Here is a 23,324-nt window from a genome sequence, read left to right as displayed (position 1 = left end):
ACTGTGGGCGGACCCCCACACTGCGGGCCAACACCGGCGAACACGGGCTTGTTCCCCGTCGCCCCCCACCCCGTCGCCATGATTGGATGCGGGGAGTTGAAAACCGATCCCACGACCAGAGGTGCCTGTGCCCGCCCCCAACCTGACCCGCGACCAAGCCAAGCTGCGCGCGGACCTGCTCGATGTCACCGCCTACGACATCGAGCTCGACCTGACCGACGGCCACGGCGGTCCCGGGGAGAAGACCTTCGCGTCGAAGACCACCGTCCGGTTCTCCAGCGCCCGGGCCGGCGAGCCGAGCTGGGTCGACATCGTCGCCGACCGCGTCCGCTCCGCCACCCTCAACGGCGCGGACGTCGACGTCAGCGGCTACGTGGAGGACAAGGGCATCGCGCTGACCGGCCTGGCCGAGGCGAACGAGCTCACCGTGACCGCCGACTGCCGGTACATGAACACCGGCGAAGGCCTGCACCGGTTCGTCGACCCGGTCGACGACGGCGTCTACCTGTACACGCAGTTCGAGACGGCGGACGCCAAGCGGATGTTCGCCTGCTTCGACCAACCCGACCTCAAGTCGGTCTACCGGCTCACCGTGATCGCGCCGAAGGACTGGAAGGTCATCTCGAACACGATGGCCGAATCCAGCGAGGAGACGCCGGAAGGCGCCGTCCGCACGGTGTTCAAGGAGTCCGAACGGCTCTCGACCTACCTGGTCGCGCTGATCGCCGGGCCGTACGCCGAGTGGCGTGACGAGTACTCCGACGCCCACAAGACCATCCCGCTCGGCATCTACTGCCGCGCGTCGCTGGCCGAGCACATGGACGCCGACCGGCTGTTCACCGAGACGAAGCAGGGCTTCGCCTTCTACCACGAGAAGTTCGGCACGGCCTACCCGTTCTCCAAGTACGACCAGCTGTTCGTGCCGGAGTTCAACGCGGGCGCGATGGAGAACGCCGGCGCCGTGACGTTCCTCGAGGACTACGTCTTCCGCAGCCGCGTCACCCGCTACGCCTACGAGCGGCGCGCCGAGACGCTGCTGCACGAGATGGCGCACATGTGGTTCGGCGACCTGGTCACCATGCGCTGGTGGGACGACCTGTGGCTGAACGAGTCGTTCGCGACCTTCGCGAGCGTCCTGGCGCAGGCCGAGGCGACCGAGTACAAGAACGCGTGGACCAGCTTCGCGAACATCGAGAAGTCGTGGGCCTACCGCCAGGACCAGCTGCCCTCGACGCACCCGATCGCGGCCGACATCGTCGACCTGCACGCGGTCGAGGTGAACTTCGACGGCATCACCTACGCCAAGGGCGCGAGCGTGCTCAAGCAGCTCGTCGCCTACGTCGGGTTGGACCACTTCCTCGACGGCCTGAAGGTGTACTTCGGCAAGCACGCCTGGGGCAACGCGACGCTGGCCGACCTGCTGGGCGCGCTGGAGGAGGCGTCCGGGCGCGACCTGTCGTGGTGGAGCGCGCAGTGGCTGGAGACCACCGGGCTGAACTCGCTGAGCCCGCGCTACGAGATCGGCGCGGACGGGAAGTTCACGTCGTTCGCCGTCGTGCAGTCCGGCGCGAAGCCGGGCGCCGGTGAGCTGCGCACCCACCGCGTCGCGGTCGGCGTGTACGACGAGGACGGCGGCAAGATCGTCCGGAAGCACCGCGTCGAGCTGGACGTCGACGGCGAGCGCACCGAGGTGCCCGCCCTGGTCGGGCAGCCCGCCGGCAAGCTCGTGCTGGTCAACGACGACGACCTGACCTACTGCACGATGCGGCTCGACCCGGCGTCGCTGACGACGCTGATCGACCGCATCGCCGACATCACCGAGCCGCTGCCCCGGACGCTGTGCTGGTCGGCGGCGTGGGAGATGACCCGCGAGGCCGAGCTGAAGGCCCGCGACTTCGTCACGCTGGTGCAGCGCGGCATCCACACCGAGAGCGAGGTCGGCGTCGTCCAGCGGCTGCTGCTGCAGGCCCAGACCGCGCTGAACTCCTACGCGGAGCAGAACTGGGCGGCGTCGACGGGCTGGCCGGCGTTCACCGGGCGGCTGCTGGAGCTGGTCCGCGGCGCCGAGCCGGGCTCGGACCACCAGCTGGCGTTCGTGAACTCGCTGGCCGGGTCGGTGCTGGACTCCTCGACCCTGGAGGTGGTCGCCGGCTGGCTGGACGGCTCGGCGCCCCTTGCCGGGCTCACGGTGGACACGGACCTGCGCTGGCGGCTGCTGCACGCGCTGGTGGCGCACGGCAAGGCCGGCGCCGGGGAGATCGACGCCGAGCTGACCCGCGACAACACGGCAACGGGCCGCCGCCAGGCGGAACGCGCGCGGGCGCTGCGCCCGACGGCGGAGGCCAAGGCCGACGCGTGGCAGCGCGCGGTGTACGACGACGAGCTGCCCAACGCGGTCAGCGACTCGCTCATCTCGGGCTTCTCGCACCCGGGTCAGAAGGCGCTGCTGGGCTCGTACGTCGCGCGGTACTTCGAGGTGATCGACGAGGTGTGGCAGCGGCGCTCGAGCGAGCGGGCGCAGCCGATCGCGATCGGGCTGTACCCGTCCTGGGCGGTGGACCCGGAGACGGTGACGGCGTCGGACGGCTGGCTGGCCGGCGACCACCCCCAGGCCTTGCGACGGCTGGTTTCGGAAGGCCGGGCGGGGATCGTCCGGGCCCTGGCGGCCCGGGACTTCGACGCGCAGGCCTGAGCCGGCGAACGACGAAGGGCCCCGCACCAAGCCGGTGCGGGGCCCTTCGTCTTGCTTCAGGTCAGCGGGGCGCCGGGCCCGCCTGGTCGGACAGCATGCGCAGCGCGTTCACCAGGCCGTTGACCAGCCCGCGCACCAGGTCGCCCTCCTTGAAGGACGCCACCATGCTGGCCACCGCCAGCTTGGCGCCGCGGTCCGGCAGGCGCAGGTGCGCGGCCTTGCCCGTGACGATCTCGATCGTGCGCTCGCCGGGCGAGACCGCGATCAGGACCGAGTTCGAGGGGTTCGCCGTCGACGCGTGCAGCTTCTCCGCCGCCACCCGGCTTTCCGAGCCCAGCTCGCCGAGGTACAGGCTGAAGTCCAGGCCGGTCTCCCGGCTCGCGAACGTCAGCGCCTCGTCCAGGCGGGCCAGCTGGCGGGTCGTGAAGGGGCCCGCCGGCGCGGCAGGCTCGTACATCTTCGCGGCCGACACGCGGCCGCTGGACGTGAGGCCTTCGCCGTAGCCCAGTTCGGACTCGTCGACGCGCTTCGTCAGCTCACCAGTTGCCACGAGCGCCTCCCGCTGCGGTCGGGGCGCCCTCGGGCGCACTGTTCTCGGCGCCGGCGTGCCGGTGCCCCTCGCCGACCCCCTCGGGGTTGGCGCTCCACCACATGGCCGGGTAGTCCCAGGCCTGGCCGGACCGGTGCCGCGGGGCACCGCCGGACCTGCGCCGGAGCGTCAGCAGCCCGGCGAGGCCGTAGATGGCCAGCGGGATCACGGCGAAGACCACGATCGTCTCGACAACGTTCACGGCGCTGAGCGTATCGGATGACCTTTGCGGCCACCGCGCGCGCCGCACTCGACCGTTCGTCGTAAGCCGACCGCCGTCCGCCGCTTGGCTCGCGGGCACTGGAACGTTGGGGCGAAGACCGTCGGGCCGAAAGGTTGCAACTCAACGTACAGGCGGCCGCACCCGCCGCTGTCGTCTTGTCGCAGCCTTGAAATCCTCGTAGCTTTTTCACCTGTACGGGCCTTGCGCCCCGCTCCCCAGCTCCAGCAGGTAACGCACCGGTCCCAGGAGGCCTTGCCATGAACAGCGTCGACACCCCCGCACAGGCGATCACCGAGACCTTCTCGTCACCGAGCGACATCGAATTCGTGCCCGGGACGCGTGTGACGGCGGGCACAAGGGTTACCCGGGGTACACGTGTCACTCGCGGTACACGGGTGACGGCGGGAACGCGCGTCACGATGGGCACCCGGGTGACGGCCGGGACGCGGGTCACGCGAGGCACCCGGGTCACCCGGGGCACGCGGGGCACGATGGGCACGCGAGTGACGACCGGCACCCGCGTCACCTGCGGCACGCGGGTCACTCGCGGCACACGCGTCACCATGGGCACCCGCGTCACCTGCCAGAGCGACTACGCGCTCGCCGCCTGAGCTCCGCCGACACTGTTCGACCAGGACCGCACGCACCACCGAGCACCGCGCACGACCTGAGCACGTTCAACAGAACACCGTGCAAGCACCCGGCTCGCCCCGGCCGCCGCAAGGCAGCCGGGGCGCCGGCTTGTCCGGGCTCCGCCTGCCCCGCGAAAGCCTCAGGCGGCGGAGCCGAGATACGGCCGCCAGAGCGGGTCGGCCTCCTTGGAGTGCGCGAGCAGCCGCCAGTGCGGGCCGTGGGGGGCCCGCGGGACGACGCGGAGCCGCCAGCCGATCTCCGAGAGCAGCCGGTCCGCCTTGCGGTGGTTGCACTTGGCGCAGCAGGCGACGCAGTTGGTCCAGGCGTGGGGGCCACCGCGGCTGCGGGGGATGACGTGGTCGATCGTCTCGGCCCGCCCTCCGCAGTAGGCGCAGCGGTACCGGTCGCGGTGCATCAGCCCGGCGCGGGTGAGCGGCACCTTCGCCCGGTAGGGCACCCGCACGTACGTGCTGAGGCGGATCACCGAGGGCACCGGCAGCGACACCGTCGCCGCGTGCAGCTCGATCCCGCCGGGGTCACCGTGCACCACTTCGGCCTTGCCGCACATGACGAGCACGACCGCGCGCCGCAATGGCAACGCGGTCAGCGGCTCGAAAGTGGCGTTGAGCAGGAGCACCCGGCGCCGGCCCCAGGCCGGGGCGGCCGGATCCCGGCCTCTACTACGCTGTCCGGGCGGGCGGGTCACTCCCCCTGGGCGGGTCCCCGGCCCCGCCGGAACGGTTCCGCCGGATGCGGAACCCCCCGGAAAGGCACGCAGAACCACCTCTGGCGTCTCATCGGCCGTGGCTTGGCCGGAGACGCCGCGGGGGCTGGGTTGTCGGTCTGGCACTCGACCACCTCCAGGGGCGTAGGCATAGTCGACCACAGAACAGGCCCCCAGCGCACGTGTGTTACAAGACGTGTCACATCCGCGCGACCCAACATCCACTTGAAGTTGGGGTGACCGACCTGATCGGAAGGATGATCGAACCCCCGTGTCCCCTTTCCTCCCCGTCGACAAGCCGCCGTGCGTCAACGACCCCAGCACCTTCTGTTACCAGGTGTTCAAGGTGACGAACAACGAGTGGCTGGCCGGCTCGGCGAACTGGCTGCTGACCAAGCCGCTGAAGATCCTGCTGATCATCGTGATCGCGTTCCTCGTGCGGCTGCTCGTGCGGCGCCTGATCAACCGCGTCACGACGCTCCCGAAGTCGAACGGCAAGATCCCGGCCCTGCTGCGGCCCCTGCGCGAGCGCGCCCCCGAGGTGCTCGGCTCGGCCGTCATCGAACGCCGCCGCCAGCGCGCCAAGACCATCGGCTCGGTGCTGAAGTCGATGGCGACGTTCCTGATCTACGGCCTCGCGTTCATCCTCGTGCTGGGCGAACTCGGCATCAACCTGGGCCCGATCATCGCCTCGGCCGGCATCATCGGCGTCGCCATCGGGTTCGGCGCGCAGAACCTCGTCCGCGACTTCCTCTCGGGCATCTTCATGATGATCGAGGACCAGTACGGCGTCGGCGACGTCGTGGACATCGGCGAAGCGACCGGCACCGTCGAGGCCGTCGGCCTGCGGATCACCACGCTGCGCGACCTCAAGGGCACGGTCTGGTACGTGCGCAACGGCGAGGTGCTGCGGGTCGGCAACTCGAGCCAGGGCTTCGCGGTCGCGGTCGTCGACGTCCCGCTCGGCTACTCGGCCGACGTCGAACGCGCGTCCTCGGTGCTGGCGGCCGCCGCCGCCACGGCCACCGAGAGCGACCTGCTCAAGGACAACATCCTCGAGCCGCCGGAGATGCTCGGTGTGGAAAGCGTCACACCCGAGGGCATCCAGCTGCGCCTGACCGTGAAGGTGCGACCGGGCAAGCAGTGGGCCGTGCAGCGGGCCCTGCGGGCGCAGCTGCTGGCGGCGCTGGAAGAGGCCGGGTTCGAGCCCCCGCTCGGCCGGCTGTTCCCCACCGTGGCCCCGGCGATCGAGAAGTAGCGCCGTTACGCTGGGAAACGGGTTCGCGACCTTCCGGCAGGGACGGGACCGGGCGTCGGGAACCCGGACCGGAAGGGCAAAATGGAAGGCGTGTCTGCAGTGAGCGAACCGGCGAACCTCTACGAAGCGATCGGTGGCGAACCGACGTTCCGCCGGATCGTCGGGCGGTTCTACGAGGAGGTCGCGCGCGACGAGATCCTCCGCCCCCTCTACCCCGAGGAGGACCTCGGCCCGGCCGAGGAGCGCTTCCGGCTGTTCCTGATGCAGTACTGGGGCGGCCCGCACACCTACTCCGACCAGCGCGGGCACCCCCGGCTGCGGATGCGGCACGCGCCGTTCAAGATCGGGCCGATCGAGCGGGACGCGTGGCTGCGCTGCATCCGGATCGCGGTCGACGAGGAGAACCTCGACGAGCCGTACCGGCAGCAGCTGTGGGCGTACCTGGAGATGGCCGCGCACAGCATGATGAACAGCTTCGTCTGATGAGACCGGCGCCCGGGGCCGGTCCGGCCGGGAAGGCGGACGGGGGCTGGTGGCGGGACGCCGTCTTCTACCAGGTCTACGTCCGCTCGTTCGCCGATTCGGACGGCGACGGGATCGGCGACCTGGAGGGCATCCACTCCCGGCTCGGGTACCTGGAGCTGCTGGGCGTCGACGCGCTGTGGCTGACGCCGTTCTACCGCTCCCCCATGGCCGACCACGGCTACGACATCGCCGACCCGCGCGACGTCGACCCGATGTTCGGCACCCTCGGCGACTTCGACGTGCTGCTGACCGAGGCGCACAAGCGCGGCATCAAGGTCACCGTGGACGTCGTCCCGAACCACACCAGCAACCAGCACGCCTGGTTCAAGTCGGCGATGGCGGCCGCGCCGGGCAGCCCCGAGCGCGACCGCTACATCTTCCGCGACGGCGTCGGCCCGCGCGGCGAGGACCCGCCGAACAACTGGGTGAGCGCGTTCGGCGGCCCGGCCTGGACCCGGGTACCGGACGGCCAGTGGTACCTGCACCTGTTCGCGCCGCAGCAGCCGGACCTGAACTGGACCAACCCCGAGGTCGCCGCCGACCTGGAGCGGACGCTGCGGTTCTGGCTCGAACGCGGCGTCGACGGCTTCCGCATCGACGTCGCGCACGGCATGGCCAAGCCGCCCGGCCTGCCGGACATGGACCCGCGCGCGGACCCGCTGGGGCCGAGCCACTACTACGACCCGCGCTGGGACCACGACGGCGTCCACGAGATCCACCAGATGATCCGCAAGGTGCTCGACGAGTTCCCGGACGCGATGGCGGTCGGCGAGATCTGGGTGACCGACGAGGAACGGCTTTCGCGCTACCTCCGGCCGGACGAGCTGCACCTGGCGTTCAACTTCCGGCTGGTGCTGACCCACTTCGACGCCGACGCCATGCGCACGGCCATCGAGCGGTCCCTGACGGTGCCGGCCCGCACGGGCGCGCCGGCGACGTGGACCCTGGGCAACCACGACGTCTGGCGGCAGGTCAGCCGCTACGGCGGCGGTTCCGCCGGGGTGCGCCGCGCGCGGGCGATGGCGCTGGTCGAGCTGGCGCTCCCGGGCGCGGTGTACCTGTACAACGGCGAAGAGCTGGGCTTGGCGAACGTCGAGCTGGCGCCTTCGGACATGGCCGACCCGCGGGCGAAGGCCAGCGGACCGGAGTTCGGGCGGGACGTCGCCCGGGTGCCGCTGCCGTGGGAGGGCGACCTGCCGCCGTTCGGCTTCTCGCGCAACCCGCGCACCTGGCTGCCGATGCCCGCGGAGTGGGCCGGGTCGACGGTGGAGAAGCAGATCGAGGACGCGGACTCGACGCTGTCGCTGTACCGGGCCGCGATCGAGCTCCGGAAGACCCATCCGGCCTTCGGCGGCGACGAACTGGAGTGGTACGGCGCCCCGGCGGGGTGTTTCGCGTTCCGCCGCAAGGGTGGCGGGCTGGTGTGCGCGTTGAACACGTCGGCGAGCCCGATCCAGCTGCCGCCGGGTGAGGTGCTGCTGTCGAGCAGCCCGCTGGTGGCGGGGAAGCTCCCGGCCGACTCGGCCGCCTGGCTGGTCTAGCCGCTCTGGTCGCCCGAGCCCGAGCCGTCGTCGAACGCGCCGCTCGCCAGCCACGCCACCAGCGCCGCCGCCTGGACGTACGGGGCCGCCTGGGCGGCCGCCCGGCCCGCCGCACGCGTGCGGCCCCACCTCTCAGGTCTTTCGGCCCGCTCCGGCGCCTGCTCGCCCGCCGGGCGGTCCCGCCGCCACTGCGTTTCCTCGTCGGTGCGCACCGAATCCAGGAACTCCGCGGTCGGGTCTTCGTCCGGGGTCATGCCCCCAGCGTGCCACCGCCCGGCGAGGAACGGTGGCCGCCGTAAGGACTTCGTCAGAACAGCAGCGGCAGCAGCGCGTGGCGGCGGCGCAGGATCGCGCCGTAGCGGGCGTCCAGGCGCAGCCACGAGTCGGTCGCCGTCACGCGGACGACGTCGCCCGGTACGTCCGAATCCACGAAACCCATGCCGGACAACGCGAACAGGCACCGCATCTGGACCTTGACCTCCATCGAGCCGCCGGTCACGGTCAGCACCGCCTGGTCCATCAGCGACGCCGGGGGCGTGCCGTGCGGACCGGCGTTGTCCCTGGCCAGGGTCACGCCGCGGTCCGCGAGCTCCGCGACGACGTGCGCCGGGAGCTCGTCGACCAGCTGCCAGCGGCCGGGCGGCGGCAGTTCGCCGTGCCAGAGCAGGTCGCGGGCCGGCCCCGGGTCCATCCGCGGCCCGCCCGCCACGGTCAGCGCCGCGAGCAGCTCGTTGCCGGACACCGTGACGTCGCCGGGCGTGACGTCCCCGGCCACCGCGCGGGTGGCCAGGCATTCGAACGGCGTCGCCGTCCAGGCCTCGACCACGCCGTCGCCGCGCTGCCGCAGCCGGACGGCCGTCTGGCCGTCCAGCCGGACCGCGCGGGCGACGAACGCCCCGAGGGTCTCCCGGTCCGCCGCGTCCGGCACGAACAACTCAGGCATCCGCGAACCCCTGCTTCAGAAACTCCGACTCGGCCGGGCTGAGCCTACGCGGCCGCAGCGCGACCGTGTCGTACGGCGCCAGCACCGTCTCCGCCGTCACGGCCACGGGGTCCGACGAAGCCGGCCCGTTGTGGACGCGGTAGGCCAGCGTGAAGCTCGCCGCCTTCAGCTCGGTCAGGTCGATGTCGACGCGCAGCTGCTGCCCGGACACCACGATCGGCGCCTTGTACCCCACCGCGAGCCGGACCACGACGATGCCCTTCGGCAGCTGCTCCAGCCCGGCCTCGACGGCCTTGTCGAACAGCAGCGGGATCCGCGCCTCTTCGAGCAGCGTCACCATCTTCGCGTGGTTGATGTGGCCGTAGACGTCCATGTCCGTCCAGCGCGGACGGACCTGCGCAACGTAGGTCACCGCACCGTGCTCCGGATCTGGCGGGCCGCCACCGACAGCATCGCCAGGTCGAGCCGGCCGGACTTGGTGATCTCGTCGAGCGCGACGCGCGCCCGCTGCAGCCGGGACGCGTTGGTCTTCTCCCACTGGGCGATCTTGGCGTCCCCGGACGAGCCGGGATCGCTGTGCCGCAGCGCGTCCAGCGTGATCGCCCGCAGCGAGCCGTAGACGTCGTCGCGCAGCGAAAGCCGGGCGAGCGCGTGCCAGCGGTTGCCGCGTTCGAGCTTGCTGATCTCGGTGAGCATCTCGTCGATGTCCAGGTGCGCCGAGAGCGCGTAGTACAGCTCCGCCGTCTCCGCCGGGCTGTGCTGGGCGTCGACGCCGACCTGCTGCTCGGCGAGCTCGGCCACCTCGGTGACGTCGAGCAGGCCGAAGGTGTGCAGCAGCAGCGAGACCCGCCGGGCGAGCCCGGCCGGCACGTTGGCGGCGACCAGCTCGTCCGCGTGCGCCTGCACCGACTCGGCCTCGCGGCCGCGGAGCAGGTCGCCGATCTTCGGCACCAGTTCGCCGAGGACGCGGCCGAAGCGGTTGATCTCCGACAGCAGCGCCAGCGGCTGCGGCCGGTTCGTGAGGAACCAGCGCGCGGCGCGGTCGAGCAGCCGCCGCGTCTCCAGCACCATCGCGTCGGCGACGTCGGTGTGCACGACGTTGTCCAGCGCGTCGATCTCGGCCCACAAGGCCGGCAGGTCGAACACCCGCGTCACCACGGCGTACGCGCGCACCGCGTCGGTCGCGGTCGCGTTCATCTCCTCCATGAGCCGGTAGACGAAGGAGATGCCGCCGCCGTCGACCACCTCGTTCGCGACGAGCGTGGTGATGATCTGGCGGCGCAGCGGGTGCTCCCCGATCGCGCCGGCGAACCGTTCGCGCAACGGCTTCGGGAAGTACTCGGGGAGCCGGTCCGCGAACACCTTCGAGTCGGGGAGTTCACTGGCCAGCAGCTGGTCCTTGAGGTCCAGCTTCACGTGGGCCAGCAGGGTCGCCAGCTCCGGCGAGGTGAGGCCCTTGCCCGCCTTCTCCAGCTCGCGGAACTCGGAGTTGCTCGGCAGCGCCTCGAGCTTGCGGTCGAAGGCGCCCGCGGCCACCAGCGCCTGCACCTGGCGCGCGTGCACCGACACCATCGGCGCGGCGTGCGCCCGGCTGACGCCGAGGACGGCGTTCTGCCGGTAGTTGTCCTTGAGCACCAGCGCGCCGACCTCGTCGGTCATCTCCTCCAGCAGCTCGTTGCGCTGCTCGCGCTCGAGCTTGCCGGTCTGGACGAGGTGGTCGAGCAGGATCTTGATGTTGACCTCGTGGTCGGAGCAGTCGACCCCGGCCGAGTTGTCCAGCGCGTCGGTGTTGATCTTGCCGCCGGTCTGGTCCGGGCCGCCGCGCCGGGCGAACTCGATCCGGCCGAGCTGGGTCAGGCCCAGGTTGCCGCCTTCGCCGAACACCTTGACCCGCAGCTGGTGCCCGTCGACGCGGATCGCGTCGTTGGCCTTGTCGCCGGCGGCGGCGTGGCTCTCGGTCTCGGCCTTGACGTACGTGCCGATGCCGCCGTTCCACAGCAGCTCGACCGGCGCCAGCAGGATCGCCTGGATGAGGTCCATCGGCGCCAGCGCGGTGACGCTGTCGTCGAGCCCGAGCGCCGCGCGGACCTGCGGGCTGACCGGGATCGACTTCGCCGTCCGCGGGTAGATCCCGCCGCCTTCGCTGATCAGCGACCGGTCGTAGTCGTCCCAGGAGCTGCGCGGCAGGTCGAACAGCCGTCGCCGCTCGGCGTACGACGTCGCCGCATCGGGGTTCGGGTCGAGGAAGACGTGCATGTGGTTGAACGCGGCGACGAGCCGGATGTGCTCGCTCAGCAGCATGCCGTTGCCGAAGACGTCGCCCATCATGTCGCCGATGCCGACGACGGTGAAGTCCTCGGTCTGGGTGTCCTTGCCCAGCTCGCGGAAGTGCCGCTTGACGCTCTCCCAGGCACCCTTCGCCGTGATGCCCATGGCCTTGTGGTCGTAGCCGACCGAGCCGCCGGACGCGAACGCGTCGCCGAGCCAGAAGCCGTACTGCGCGGAGACTTCGTTGGCGATGTCGGAGAACTTCGCGGTGCCCTTGTCGGCGGCGACGACCAGGTACGAGTCGTCGGCGTCGTGCCGGACGACGCCGGGCGCCGGCTTGGTCTTGCCCTCGATCCGGTTGTCGGTCAGGTCGAGCAGGCCGGAGATGAACATGCGGTAGCAGGCGATGCCCTCGTTCAGCTGGGCGTCGCGGTCGATGCTCGCGTCACCGCTCGAGGCCGGCGGGCGCTTCACCACGAAGCCGCCCTTCGCGCCGACCGGCACGATCACCGCGTTCTTCACCGCCTGCGCCTTCACCAGGCCGAGGATCTCGGTGCGGAAGTCCTCCCGCCGGTCCGACCAGCGCAGACCACCGCGCGCGACCTCGCCGAAGCGCAGGTGCACGCCCTCGACGCGGGGCGAGTACACGAAGATCTCGAACCGCGGGCGCGGCTCGGGCAGGTCGGGCACGCCGCCCGGGTCGAGCTTGATCGCCAGGTACGGCCGCGGTTTCCCGTCGGCGTCGGTGACGTGGTAGTTCGTGCGCAGCGTGGCCCGGATGACGGCCATCAGGCGGCGCAGGATCCGGTCCTCGTCGAGGCTGGTGACCTCGTCGATCATCGTGTTCAGCTCGGCCGAGAGGGCGTCGGTGGCCGACTCGCGGTCGGCGTCGGGCAGCTTCGGGTCGAACCGGGCCTCGAACAGCCGCAGCAGCTTGGTGGCGACCTGCGTGTGGTGCAGCAGCGTGTTCTGGATGTAGTCCTGCGAGAACGCGCTGCCGGCCTGGCGCAGGTACCGCGAGTACGCGCGCAGCACGGCGGCCTGGCGCCAGGTGAGCCCGGCGCGCAGGACGAGGCCGTTGAGGCCGTCGACCTCGGCGTCGCCCCGCCACGCGGCCTCGAACGCGTCCTGGAACCGGCCGCGCAGCTCGTCGACGGCGCCGTCGTCCGACTCGTCGAGCATCTTGTGGTCGACGCGCAGGCCGAAGTCGTAGATCCAGCACGCACCGCCGTCCTCGCGGTGCAGCTCGTACGGCCGCTCGTCGACGACCTCCACGCCCATCGCCTGCAGGACCGGCAGCACCTTCGAGAGCGTGACGCCCTCGCCGCGCAGGTAGAGCTTGAAGCGCCGCTCGCCCTGCCCGGCGTCGGCGGGCTGGTAGAACGACAGCGCGAGGTCGCCTTCGTCGGTGAGCGAGTCGAGCGCGCGCAGGTCGGCCAGTGCCTCTTCGGCGGCGAAGTCCTCCTTGTAGCCCTCGGGGAACACCATCGCGAAGCGCTGGCCCTGCTCGGTCGCCGACTCCTCGCCGACGATCCCGACCGCGACGCCGCCGTCGGCGCGCTCCCGGCGTTCGTCGAGGATCGCCTCGACCATCCGGTCGTCCCAGGTGCGGACGGCGTCGTTCAGCCGGTCCTGGATCTTGAGCGTGTCCGGCTCGAGCCGGCGCGCCGGGTCGGTGTGGACGACGAAGTGCACCTGGGCCAGCACGGTTTCGCCGATGCGGGCGCTGTATTCGAGCTGGGTGCCTTCGAGCTCTTCGAGCAGGACCTCCTGCATGGCCAGCCGCGAGCGCGTCGTGTAGCGGTCACGCGGGAGGTAGACGAGGCAGGAGTAGAAGCGGCCGTACGGGTCGCGGCGCAGGAACAGCCGCAGCCGCCGGCGGTCCGACAGGGTGATCGCGCCGGTTGTCGTCGCGTACAGCGAGTCGGTGTCGGCGGAGAACAGGTCGGCGCGCGGCCAGTTCTGCAGCACCTCGAGCATCCGCTGCCCGGAGAACGACTCCATCGGGAAGCCGGCGCGGTGGATGACCTCGCGCACCCGCTTGCACACCACCGGGATGTCGAGCACGTTCTCGTGCAGCGCGGTGGTGGTGAACATGCCGAGGAAGCGGTGCTCGCCGGTGACCTTGCCCTCGGCGTCGAAGGTCTTCACGCCGACGTAGTAGGGGTAGACCGGGCGGTGCACGGTCGAGGGCGCGCTCGCCTGGGTCAGCACCAGCAGCGTCGGCGCGAGCGCGGAGGCGGCGGTGTCCGGGCCGGCGGTGAGGCCGCGGGCGGCCAGGCTGTCCTGGCGCAGCACGCCGAGCCCGGACGCGAGGACCGCGCGCAGGGCCGGCTCGTCGGCGTCCGGGTGGGGGTTGTCGATCAGCTCGTAGCGGCGGTAGCCGAGGAACGTGAAGTGCCCGTCGGCCAGCCAGCGCAGCAGCCGGGCGCCCTCGGCCACCTCGGCCTGCGGGAGCCGCGGCGGGTCCGTCTCCAGCTCCTGGGCGAGCTGGCGGGCCGTCTGGGCCATCTTGTCGGCGTCTTCGACGACCTCGCGGACGTCGCCGAGCACGCTGGAGAGCCGGTTGTCGAGCTCGCGGGCGCGGTTGCGGTCGGTGACGAAGTCGATCTCGATGTACATCCACGACTCGGCGGCCGAGTTCGCGGGCGGTTCGGCCGGGTCGGCCTCGGGGTGGACTTCCTGCAGCTCGCCGGTCAGGTCGCGGCTGACGACGACGATCGGGTGGACGATCCGCTGCACCTGCACGCCGTCACGGGCGAACTCGGCGGCGATCGAGTCGACCAGGTACGGCATGTCGTCGGTGACGACCTGCACGACGGTGGCTTCGCGGGCCCAGCCGTCTTCGGCGACGGTCGGGTTCAGCAGCCGCACGGCCGGGCGGCCGGGCATCCGGTGCTTGGCGAGCTGCAGGTGCGAGCGGACCGCGCCGACCAGGTTGACGGGCTCGTCGCCGACGATCTCCTCGGCCGGGATGTGCCGGTAGTAGAGCCGGATGAGCTCCCCGATCTCCGGCGCCAGGCCGGCGGCGGCGTCGATCAGGTCGTCCCTGATCTGCTCCGGGCTGGCCGGGGAGCGCTGGCCGAATTCGGGTTCGGCGTCGGCTCCGGTTCCGGGTAGGGACGAGACTCCGGTCGAGCTCATTTGAGGCAACTCTCCAGTATGCGTGAGGTGGCACCGCGCGGTTCGGCGTTGAACCGGACCACCCCACACTAATGCGCGGAGCTCGGGGATCACACGAAGACCCGGAGGTTGCCCGGGGCCGGAAAACCCTTCCCGGCCAGCGGATTCCCGTGATCGGTCAAGCTACTGGCGGGTTGTCTTCCGGAGGGGTGCGCGGCGCTGACCAGCCGCGCTCAAGGGGTCTCACCGGGCCCGGAACCAACATGATCGGTTCAGTCGACCGGAACTCCTCCGGGTTCGACGCCGTTCGGCGAACGGTGTCGGCCGGTCGGCGACCCCGGGAGTGCGACCGATCCCACTGCTCCGGGTCCACGACGCTTCGGCGACGCATCGGGGTGTCTCGCCGACGAACCGGGGTGCGGCAGGGGTGAAATCCGGGCGTTCCGGTCAGTCGCCCGAGCCGTGGCGTCGGGAGTCCGAGACCTCCGCGCCGTGGCCGTTGCGACCGTGACCGTTGCGGCGGCCGGTGTCCTGCGAACCCAGCTGCTTGACGAGGGCCGCCGCGCTGGCCGTGCCCGCCTGGTGCTCGGCCAGCGCCCGGGCCAACAGGTCGGCGAGGCCCGCGTCCGGCGGCGGCTCGTCCTCCGCGATGGCTCGCGCGTAGCTCTCCGGGAAGGGTGCCGTCGCCGGCGTCCAGTGGCCGAAGTCCTCCATCGGCTCCAGCGACGGAGGCATCCGCAGCCGCGGCAACCAGGGCTCGGCTTCGTCGCGGTAGTCCGGCGCCGACGGCGGAACGTCCTCCGGCCGCGGCGGCGGGGCGAGCTCCGGCTCGGGCCGCGACGGCTCCTCGGCACGGGTCTCAGCACGCGTTTCGGCGTCTTCCGCCCGGCGGCGGCCGCCTCCGGCACCGCCCGACGCGGAGATCCCGAGTCGGTCGAGCACGGATCGCGCGGCCTCCGAGCCGTGCTCGGCGTCGTGCCGGGTCGACGGTGCGGCCTCGCGGCGCGGCCGCTCCTCCGGCGTCCACGGCTCCCGCTCGGCGGCGGGCTCGGGGGCCAGCGGCAACGCCGGCGTGACGCGGGTGGGTGCCGACTCCCGCTCGGCGGCCGTCTCACGCAGCCGCGATTCGGCGAGCGCGGCCCAGGAGAACTTGGTCTTACCGCTTTCGGCGCTCGCCGCGGGCGGCTGCTCCGGCTCGGCGCGACGCGCCGGAGGCTCGGACCGAACCTCGATGGGCTCGAGCGAGCGCTCCGGCTGCGGGTCCGGCGCAGCGCGGCGCGCCGGCGGTGCGGACCGCACCTCGATCGGCTCGAGCGAGTACTCCGGCTCCCGGCTGCGCTTCCCCGTGGGCCGCACCTCGGCGGGTTCCCGCTCCGGCGCCAGGCGGACCTCGGCGGCTTCGGGACGCGTCGACCGCACCTCGATGGGCTCCGGCCGGGCCGGTGGCGGCTCCGGGCGCCGTTCGACGACAACCGGCTCCCGGCGCACGCGAGGCTCGGGCCGGGCCGGGGACGCGGGTTCGTCACGCACCGCCGGCATCAGCGTCGTCTCGGCCGCGTCCGCCGTGACCCGCGGCCGTTCGAACGACCACGCGGGCGCCGGCTGCCGCGGCTCGGCTGCTTCCTCCCGGCCGAACGACCACGCCGGTGTCCGCGGTTCCGGGGCCGGTTCGGGCCGAGGGGCGACCGGCGCGGCCGCCTCCCGCACGGCGGGCTCCGGCACGGCGGGCTCCCGCACGACCGGTTTCCGCTCGACCGGCGCCGGCTCGGCCGCGACGACCGGGACCGGCCGCGACGGCACCGCCTTCAGCACCTCGTCGAGGTCGACCGAGGCCGGCTCCCCGGTGCCGAACTCGCCGGCCAGCACGTTGCACGCCTGCCGCCGGGCTCGCGCGTGGAGCTGCTCGGCCGCCCGCGAGCGGTACAGGCACGCGATGGCCTCCTCGGCCTGCCCGAAGCGTTCCTGCAGCTGCGCCAGCTCGAGCCACAGCCGGGCGGTGACCGCCGGCAGCCCGTGCCGTTCGGTGCTCGCCACGGCTTCGCGGACGAGCTCGATCGCCGCCTCACCGGCACCGGCGGGCAGGTGGATCCGCGTCGCGACGGCCAGCCGCAGCCAGCCCATCGGCGCGACGCCCGCCGCCCGCACGGGTTCGGCCAGCACCGGCTCGGCGATCTCGTACGCCATTTGGGTGTCGCCGCGGTCGAGCAGGGTGCTGACCAGCAGCAGGACGAGCCGGATCCGGACGAGCCCGCCGTCGTCGGCCGGGTTGTCGAGCTTCTCCAGGAACCCGAGCCCGGTCCGGGCGGCGTCGGCCGCGGCGGTGAGGTCGCCGTGACGTCGTCGGTGCGCGGCCGTGCCGACGCGCAGCAGCGCCCGCACCAGCAGCTGGGTGTCGGCGCCGAGGGAGTCGTCGCCGAGGACGAGCTTGTCCGCCTCGACGAGCACGCGGTCCAGTTCCGACTTGCGCCCGATCTGCGCGAGGCAGCCGACCAGGTGGCACAGCGCGGCGGCGCGGTGCACCGGTGAGACGACGGGGTCGGTGAGCACGGGCCGCAGCGCGGCGAGCCCGGTCAGCGGCACGCCCAGGCTGCGGGCGCAGACGGCGAGGTCGATGCGCAGCCGGGCGGCGATGTCGCCGTAGCCGGCGTGCTCGGCCGCGCGCAGGGCCGCGACGGCGCGGCCGACCGTGCCCGGCCGCTCGCCGAGCCGGACGCGCGCCGACACGACCAGGCTCTCGGCCCGGATCCACTGCTCGTCGGCGCCGGCGGCCTCCGACAGCGCGGCCGCGCGTTCGCCGAGGACCAGGGCGAGCTCGGGCGCCCGCAGGTGCAGGGCGTCCGCCCGCTCGATCAGCCGTCCGACTGCGGAGAGGGTTCCCCCGGCATTGGCGGAGCGCCCGCTCTCCGTGTGCGAGAGCGGGCCCGTCCGGTGCTGCTTGCTGGCTTCCACGGGGAAACCCGCCCCCTCAGTCGCGGGTCAGCTTGCGGTGGGTGACACGGTGCGGGCGGGCGGCCTCGGCGCCCATCCGCTCCACCTTGTTCTTCTCGTACCCTTCGAAGTTGCCCTCGAACCAGAACCACTGCGCCGGGTTCTCGTCCGTGCCTTCCCAAGCCAGGATGTGCGTCGCGACCCGGTCGAGGAACCACCGGTCGTGGGAAATCACGACGGCGCAGCCGGGGAACTGCTCCAGGGCGTTCTCCAGCGAGCCCAGCGTCTCGACGTCCAGGTCGTTCGTCGGCTCGTCGAGCAGGATCAGGTTCCCGCCCTGCTTGAGCGTCAGCGCCAGGTTGAGCCGGTTGCGCTCACCGCCGGAGAGCACGCCCGCCGGCTTCTGCTGGTCCGGGCCCTTGAAGCCGAACGCGCTGACGTACGCGCGCGACGGCATTTCGGTCTGGCCGACGTGGATGTAGTCCAGCTCGTCGGAGACGACCTGCCAGACGGTCTTCTTCGGGTCGATCCCGCCACGGTTCTGGTCCACATAGGACAATTTGACCGTCTCGCCGATCTTGACCACACCGTTGTCCGGCTCCTCGAGCCCGACGATGGTCTTGAACAGCGTCGTCTTGCCGACGCCGTTCGGGCCGATCACGCCGACGATGCCGTTGCGCGGCAGGTCGAACGACAGGCCGTCGATGAGGACCCGGCCGTCGAAGCCCTTCTGCAGCTTCTCGACCTCGACCACGACGTTGCCCAGCCGCGGGCCCGGCGGGATCTGGATCTCTTCGAAGTCGAGCTTGCGGTGCTTGTCCGCCTCCGCCGCCATCTCCTCGTAGCGGTCGAGGCGCGACCGGGACTTCGTCTGACGGGCCTTGGCGTTGGACCGCACCCACTCGAGCTCGGTCTTCAGGCGCTTCGCGAGCTTCTGGTCCTTCTTGCCCTGGACCTCGAGGCGCTCGCGCTTCTTCTCCAGGTACGTCGAGTAGTTGCCCTCGTAGCCGACAACCCGGCCGCGGTCGATCTCCATGATCCACTCGGCCACGTTGTCCAGGAAGTACCGGTCGTGGGTGACGGCGAGGACGGCGCCTGCGTAGCGGGAGAGGAACTGCTCCAGCCACAGGACACTCTCGGCGTCCAGGTGGTTGGTGGGCTCGTCGAGCAGCAGCAGGTCGGGCGCCGACAGCAGCAGCTTGCAGAGCGCGACCCGGCGGCGCTCACCACCGGAGAGGTGGGAGACGCCTTCGTCCGGCGGCGGGCAGCGGAGCGCGTCCATGGCCTGCTCGACGGTCGAGTCGAGTTCCCAGGCGTCGGCGTGGTCCAGCTCCTCCTGGAGCTGCCCCATCTCCTCCATCAGCTCTTCGGTGTACTCGGTCTCCATGAGCTTGAGGACCTCGTTGTACCGGTCGAGCTTGACCTTGACCTCGCCGAGACCCTCCTCGACGTTCTGCCGGACCGTCTTCTCCTCGTTGAGCTCCGGCTCCTGCATGAGGATGCCGACGGAGGCGCCGGGCTGGAGGAAGGCTTCGCCGTTGCTGGCCTGCTCGATCCCCGCCATGATCTTGAGAACGGTGGACTTACCGGCACCGTTCGGGCCCACCACGCCGATCTTGGCGCCGGGGTAGAACGCGGTGCTGACGTCGTCGAGGATGACCTTGTCCCCGACGGTCTTGCGCACCTTCTTCATGGTGTAGATGAACTCGGCCATACCCACGATCGTAGAGCGCACCTGATCGCGACTCGACGCCGGTCACCGTCGGACTACCGAAAGTCAGGCAGACGTCACCGGAACGCCCCTTTTCGCAGGATCCGGAGGAGGCTCAAGCTCAACCAGAAGTCGAGACTCAGTCGGCCCGCTTGCCCTCGGCGAGGTTCTTCAGCATCGCGTTGTAGGCGTTCAGCTCTTCGTCGCCGGTCACGGCTTCGCGCCGGTCACGCCGCTTCGCCTCGCGCTCGTCCTGGCGCGCCCACTGCACCAGCAGCGCGACGAGCACCAGCAGCACCGGGATCTCGCCGGACGCCCAGGCGATGCCGCCGCCGAGCCGCTGGTCGGTGAGCAGGTCGCTGACCCAGGGCAGGCGCAGCTGGCTGTAGAACGCCTGCCCGATCACGGTCTGCGTGCTCATCAGGATCACGCCGAAGAACGCGTGGAACGGCATGGCGGCGAACATCATGCCGAGCCGGCCGAGGTACGGGATCCGCCGCGGCGCCGGGTCGACGCCGATCACCGGCCAGTAGAAGACGTACCCGGCGAGCAGGAAGTGCGCGTTCATCGCCAGGTGCGCCCAGTGGTAGTTCAGCGCGTTGTCGAAGAGGCCGGAGAAGTACAGGGCGTAGAACGAACCGACGAACAGCAGCAGCGCGACCGCGGGGTGGGTGAGGAACCGCGACACCGGGGAGTGCACGAAGGCGACGAGCCATTCGCGCGGCCCGGGCGGGGCGTCGCGGCCCGCGACCGGCAGGGCGCGCAGCGCGAGCGTCACCGGCCCGCCGAGCACGAACAGCACCGGCGCCACCATCGACAGCAGCATGTGGCTGCCCATGTGGACGCTGAACATCGCGGGCGAGTAGCGGCCGATGCCCGACGACGTCGCCATCAGCAGCACCACGCAGCCGGCGATCCAGGCGACGGTGCGGCCCACCGGCCAGGTGTCGCCGCGGCGCAGCAGCCGCCGGACGCCGGCGAGGTAAAGGCCGCCGAGGACGAGCGCGACGGTCCCGTAGACCAGGTCGAAGCGGGTGTCGAAGAGCAGCCGCCAGACCGTCGGCGGGCCGTCGAGGTTGTAGCCGATCAGCAGCTCGGTGGTGGACGGCTGGGTGATCGCGTCCGCCGGTGGCGGCGTCCTGGCCAGCCCGGAGGCGATGCCGATGGTGACGAACATGATCAGGATCTCGACCGACGCCAGGCGCAGCAGCTGCCCGCCGCCCTTGCCGTCGACGAGGTCCGCGACGCCCTTGCGGCGCTGCTGGTGGCCGAACACCCCGAGCAGCACCAGCGCGACCGCCTTGGCGACGACCAGCAGGCCGTAGTCGGTGGTGAACAGGTCGTTCAGGCCGATCCGGACCAGCGCGTTGACCGCGCCGGAGAGCGCCATCACGATCCAGCAGACCAGCGCCAGCTTCGAGAACCGCTGCGCGGCCAGGCTCAGGTGGTTCCCGCGCCGGTAGCCCAGCGCCAGCAGCGCGACCAGGCCGCCGACCCACAGGGCCGCGGCGACCAGGTGGAACAGCAGGCTGTTGGTGGCGACGTCGTGCGAACCGCCGCTGGCCGAGTGCCCGGTGACCGCGACCGGGACGAGCCCGCCGACGGCGAGGAAGAACAGCACGGCCGTCCAGCCCCAGGTCAGGGCGAGCCGGCAGCCGAGCGCGACGAGGATCGCGATCAGCGCGGTCCACAGCCAGGCCTTCGGCTGCTCGATGGCACCGACGAGGTCGAGCAGCGTCTGCGGGTCGAGGACGTCGCCGAACGGCTTCCCGGCGGTGTCGGCGGCGGTGAAGGCGACCGAGAGCAGGGCCGCGGCGAACCACACCCAGGCGGCGACGCCGGCCGCGCGCAGGGCGCCGTAGCCCTCGGGGCCGAGCGTGCCGGACTTCTGCGGCGGCACCAGGAACGCGGCCAGCAGCAGCGACCCGGCGCAGATCACCGAGGCGGCTTCGGACAGCACGCGCATGACGGTGATGCCGTACTTGGTGACCAGCCCCGGATCGGGCAGGCCGGCGATGACGTACCCGGCCCCGCCGGTGAGCGCGATCAGCCCGATCGCGACCACGGCGGCCAGCAGCACACCGACCGCGAGCAGGGGCAGCACACTGGCCCGGCGCTGGGTGGGGACGTCGGATTTCGTCGCGGACACGCCACTGAGGGTATGCCCAGCCCCGGTCAGGCCCGTGTGACGGGCAGGATGGGAGCGTGAGAATGATCCTCCTGCGGCACGCCGAGGCACTCGGCAACGTCGACGAGCTCGCCTACACGCGGATCCCCGACCACGCCCTGCCGCTGACCGAAAAGGGCGAGCGGGAAGCGCTCGCGGTGGCACCGGAGATCGCCCGGCTGCTCGACGGCGTCCGGCCCGCGGTGTACGTCAGCCCGTACCTGCGCACCCGGGAGACGTTGCGGCTGCTGGACATCGAGGCCTCGTGCGAACGGCTCGTGCAGGAGCCTCGGCTGCGCGAACAGGACTGGGGCAACCTCCAGGACCCGGCCGAGCAGGAGATCCAGAAGGCGCGGCGCAACGAGTTCGGGCACTTCTTCTACCGGCTGCCGTTCGGCGAGTCCGGCGCGGACGTCGACAACCGCGTCGCGGCGTTCCTGTCCGATCTGCGCCAGCGCGACGAAAGTCACCCCGAGACGGTCCTGATCGTGTCGCACGGGCTCACGCTGCGGCTGCTGTGCCGCCGCCTCTTCGGCTGGAGCATCGAGCTGTTCGAGTCGCTGTCCAACCCGGCCACCTGCGAACACCGCGTCCTCGACGAGCAGGCTGGCAAGTGGACGCTCGACCGCCCGTTCGCCCAGTGGCGCGACTCACCCGACGGGGAAACGCAGCTTTAGCGGCGCGGTCAGCACGACGCGGGTGCCCTGCCCGGGCGCCGAATCGATGCGCGCGGTGCCGCCGATCTCCGCCAGCCGCGCGTGGATCGAGTTCTCGATGCCGAACCCGGACCGGCGCGCGCCGAGGTCGAACCCCGTGCCGTGGTCGCGCACGGACACCGTGATGACGCCTTCGCGCTCTTCGAGGCACACCACGGCTTTCGCGGTCTTCGCGTGCTTCAAGGTGTTTCGCAGCGCTTCGCGCGTGGCGTCGTGAAGCGCGTTGACGACGCCTTCAGGGACTTCGGTGGGCTTCGCGAGCACGACGAGGTCGACGCGCAGGCCGTCCGCCGTCATCTCGACCGCCAGCGCGCCGAGGCGGTGTTCGAGGCCGCCCGGCTCGGCGGGCGCGTCGCCGTCGAGGCTCAGCCGCAGGCGCAGGGCGTGCGCGCGGGCGGTGCGGCGGACCTGGTCGAGGCTGCCGATCGGGTCGACGACGTCGCCGGGGGCCGGCAGCGCGAGGGATTCCATCACCTGCAGCACGGTGTCGTGCACGTCCCGGCGGTGCCGCTCCCGCTCGGCGGCCCGGCCGCGCTGCTCGCCCAGCCCGAGCGCGTACCGCATCGACCCGGCGACCAGCAGCACGATCGCCAGCGCCGTCACGGCGGCCGCGACCAGGGCGAGCAGGATCCACGTCGCGGGCGCCGACGTCCCCGATACCGCGGCCATGCCGTACCGCAGGAGCACGGCGGCGGCGATCGCCACCGCGCCCGCCGGCGCGCCGCGCAGCAGGGTCCACACCATGACCGTGCCCATGATGTTCGGCCAGGTCAGGGTGAGCAGGTCGGGCGAGTGCGCGGCGAACGCGGCTGTGGCCAGGCTCGTGACGAGCGTGTACGCGGTGTCGGCGGCCAGCACGGTCCGGATGCCGCTGCTCAGGCGGAAGACCCAGGCGACTTCGAGGAGGTTCGGGACCACGTAGACGGTCGCCGCGAGCCAGAGCGCGGCGGCCCCGAGCGTGTCGGTGGACCAGATCGCCTGCAGGAACAGGGCCAGCCGGAACGCGACCGGCACGAGCACGAGCCGGGGCACGGCCCCCTGCACCAGCGAAAGCCCGGCTCCACCGGACCGCACGCCCCGGGCGGCGAGCGCCCCCGCCCCGCCGAGCAGCACAACCCTCACGACGTCCTCCCCGGACCAAGGCCCCTACCTTGATCAGCCGACCTGAAATTAAAACGTCGCCGTATTCATTTCAGTTTACCGACGGGGATCAGCTTGCCTGGCGCACCGTGAGCCTGTCAACGGCCCGGCCGTGGCGGAAACCCCGGTCGCGGCACGGATTT

At 71.7% G+C, this 23,324-nt stretch carries 17 protein-coding genes; 6 read left to right on the top strand and 11 right to left on the bottom strand.

The window, feature by feature from the left end; genetic code table 11:
* The first annotated feature begins 127 nt into the window (after positions 1 to 127).
* Positions 128 to 2,692: an aminopeptidase N gene (pepN, locus tag ACH54P_RS42365; protein ID WP_489908931.1), complete on the top strand. Its 2,565-nt coding sequence runs from the start codon at positions 128 to 130 to the stop codon at positions 2,690 to 2,692.
* A 61-nt stretch (positions 2,693 to 2,753) separates the two neighbouring features.
* Here the strand turns inward: pepN and ACH54P_RS42360 are convergent, their stop codons facing one another.
* Positions 2,754 to 3,242 (bottom strand): DUF5130 family protein, encoded by a 489-nt coding sequence (locus ACH54P_RS42360; protein ID WP_489908930.1) that lies wholly within the window; start codon positions 3,240 to 3,242, stop codon positions 2,754 to 2,756.
* Positions 3,229 to 3,483 carry an aa3-type cytochrome oxidase subunit CtaJ gene (gene ctaJ, locus ACH54P_RS42355; RefSeq protein WP_395926708.1) on the bottom strand — a complete coding sequence of 85 codons (255 nt, stop codon included), beginning with the start codon at positions 3,481 to 3,483 and terminating at the stop codon, positions 3,229 to 3,231. The genes ACH54P_RS42360 and ctaJ overlap by 14 nt, the downstream gene beginning before the upstream one ends.
* 416 nt (positions 3,484 to 3,899) lie before the next feature.
* Between ctaJ and ACH54P_RS42350 the strand changes: the two genes are divergently transcribed.
* Positions 3,900 to 4,115 carry a hypothetical protein gene (locus tag ACH54P_RS42350; protein ID WP_489908929.1) on the top strand — a complete coding sequence of 72 codons (216 nt, stop codon included), beginning with the start codon at positions 3,900 to 3,902 and terminating at the stop codon, positions 4,113 to 4,115.
* Positions 4,116 to 4,276: 161 nt separating this feature from the next.
* On the opposite strand, the gene ACH54P_RS42345 is transcribed toward ACH54P_RS42350, so the two are convergent.
* Complete coding sequence (locus tag ACH54P_RS42345) at positions 4,277 to 4,774, bottom strand: HNH endonuclease (protein WP_489908928.1); 498 nt, start codon at positions 4,772 to 4,774, stop codon at positions 4,277 to 4,279.
* Between the two features lie 358 nt (positions 4,775 to 5,132).
* On the opposite strand from ACH54P_RS42345, the gene ACH54P_RS42340 reads away from it, so the two are divergent.
* The 3 genes from ACH54P_RS42340 (at position 5,133) to ACH54P_RS42330 (ending at position 8,185) form a co-directional block, all read left to right on the top strand.
* Positions 5,133 to 6,119, top strand: a complete 987-nt coding sequence (locus ACH54P_RS42340; protein WP_489908927.1) for a mechanosensitive ion channel family protein — start codon at positions 5,133 to 5,135, stop codon at positions 6,117 to 6,119.
* A 99-nt stretch (positions 6,120 to 6,218) separates the two neighbouring features.
* The gene (locus ACH54P_RS42335; protein WP_489916950.1) at positions 6,219 to 6,602 is read left to right on the top strand and encodes a globin; all 384 of its coding nucleotides are present in this window, start codon (positions 6,219 to 6,221) and stop codon (positions 6,600 to 6,602) included.
* Entirely contained in the window at positions 6,602 to 8,185 is a 1,584-nt protein-coding gene (locus ACH54P_RS42330) for a glycoside hydrolase family 13 protein (protein WP_489908926.1), read from the top strand. The genes ACH54P_RS42335 and ACH54P_RS42330 overlap by 1 nt, the downstream gene beginning before the upstream one ends.
* Here the strand turns inward: ACH54P_RS42330 and ACH54P_RS42325 are convergent.
* The 7 genes from ACH54P_RS42325 to ACH54P_RS42295 all read right to left on the bottom strand — a co-directional run bounded on the left by ACH54P_RS42325 (position 8,182) and on the right by ACH54P_RS42295 (position 21,307).
* A complete protein-coding gene (locus ACH54P_RS42325) occupies positions 8,182 to 8,439 on the bottom strand; it encodes a hypothetical protein (protein ID WP_489908925.1) in 258 nt (85 codons plus the stop codon). The two genes, ACH54P_RS42330 and ACH54P_RS42325, sit on opposite strands and share 4 nt — an antisense overlap.
* A 53-nt stretch (positions 8,440 to 8,492) precedes the next feature.
* Entirely contained in the window at positions 8,493 to 9,128 is a 636-nt protein-coding gene (locus tag ACH54P_RS42320; RefSeq protein WP_489908924.1) for a DUF8010 domain-containing protein, read from the bottom strand.
* Positions 9,121 to 9,540, bottom strand: a complete 420-nt coding sequence (locus ACH54P_RS42315) for an acyl-CoA thioesterase (RefSeq protein WP_489908923.1) — start codon at positions 9,538 to 9,540, stop codon at positions 9,121 to 9,123. Before ACH54P_RS42315 ends, ACH54P_RS42320 begins: the two co-directional genes overlap by 8 nt.
* Complete coding sequence (locus ACH54P_RS42310; RefSeq protein WP_489908922.1) at positions 9,537 to 14,540, bottom strand: NAD-glutamate dehydrogenase; 5,004 nt, start codon at positions 14,538 to 14,540, stop codon at positions 9,537 to 9,539. The genes ACH54P_RS42315 and ACH54P_RS42310 overlap by 4 nt, the downstream gene beginning before the upstream one ends.
* A gap of 426 nt (positions 14,541 to 14,966) precedes the next feature.
* Complete coding sequence (locus ACH54P_RS42305) at positions 14,967 to 17,468, bottom strand: hypothetical protein (protein WP_489908921.1); 2,502 nt, start codon at positions 17,466 to 17,468, stop codon at positions 14,967 to 14,969.
* A 16-nt stretch (positions 17,469 to 17,484) separates the two neighbouring features.
* A complete protein-coding gene (gene ettA, locus ACH54P_RS42300) occupies positions 17,485 to 19,161 on the bottom strand; it encodes an energy-dependent translational throttle protein EttA (protein WP_489908920.1) in 1,677 nt (558 codons plus the stop codon).
* 136 nt (positions 19,162 to 19,297) lie between these two features.
* Positions 19,298 to 21,307 (bottom strand): bifunctional copper resistance protein CopD/cytochrome c oxidase assembly protein, encoded by a 2,010-nt coding sequence (locus ACH54P_RS42295; protein ID WP_489908919.1) that lies wholly within the window; start codon positions 21,305 to 21,307, stop codon positions 19,298 to 19,300.
* Between the two features lie 56 nt (positions 21,308 to 21,363).
* On the opposite strand from ACH54P_RS42295, the gene ACH54P_RS42290 reads away from it, so the two are divergent.
* Positions 21,364 to 22,002, top strand: coding sequence for a phosphoglycerate mutase family protein (locus ACH54P_RS42290; protein ID WP_489908918.1), 639 nt, complete (start codon positions 21,364 to 21,366; stop codon positions 22,000 to 22,002).
* On the opposite strand, the gene ACH54P_RS42285 is transcribed toward ACH54P_RS42290, so the two are convergent.
* Complete coding sequence (locus ACH54P_RS42285; protein ID WP_489916948.1) at positions 21,976 to 23,154, bottom strand: sensor histidine kinase; 1,179 nt, start codon at positions 23,152 to 23,154, stop codon at positions 21,976 to 21,978. The two genes, ACH54P_RS42290 and ACH54P_RS42285, sit on opposite strands and share 27 nt — an antisense overlap.
* Positions 23,155 to 23,324 lie beyond the last annotated feature (170 nt).

The organism is Amycolatopsis sp. N2S4-7 (genome assembly GCF_058119595.1).
Note: the sequence above shows the minus strand (reverse complement) of the source record. Positions and strands in the feature narration are given on the sequence as shown.